A 512-nucleotide genomic window follows, 5' to 3' on the forward strand; every position below is an offset into this window, starting at 1 on the left:
GGCCGATCCGGGTCGCCCCCTTCAAATGCGATCGCCACCTCGGTACCTATCAGCAACGGCCAGTGAAAACCGTAGGTGTCACCCGCGTAAGGGCGGGCCAGACGCACCCACAGGCTTTCTCCCCCCTGCGGCCATTCCGCCCGGTCAAAATCAAACGACACCCGGTACAACCCGTCTTTATCAATATCCCCGTACGGGTCGTTCACTACCGTGCTGCTCACCCGGGCCGGCAGGGTGCCCGCTATGCGCGGTTTCGGGATTAACGCAGGCCGGAAGCACACGGTTTCAGAGTAGGGAATGGCGGTAAACGCCATTTCAAAACTGCGATCCCGGCGCGCACTGCTGCGAATAGCGGTTATCACCGCCCCTTTACGGAAGGCGTCCGGCGCCTCTCCCCTGACTTTCAACTCCTGGCCCGGCAACAGCGTGGCGGATGTCGTCAACCCCCGCAGTTGGGTCTGCCGATTCAGGTAACGCTCATGTTGCAGCCGGGAGTAGAACACCCCGCTTTC

General features: G+C 61.7%; 1 protein-coding gene. It reads right to left on the reverse strand.

What is annotated here, in order from left to right:
- Positions 1-512: type VI secretion system tip protein VgrG (vgrG, locus tag SLS51_RS23250; RefSeq protein WP_323840842.1), on the reverse strand; the 512-nt coding region annotated here is incomplete at both ends.

Source organism: Photorhabdus africana, from assembly GCF_035181445.1.
GTDB lineage: Bacteria > Pseudomonadota > Gammaproteobacteria > Enterobacterales > Enterobacteriaceae > Photorhabdus > Photorhabdus laumondii.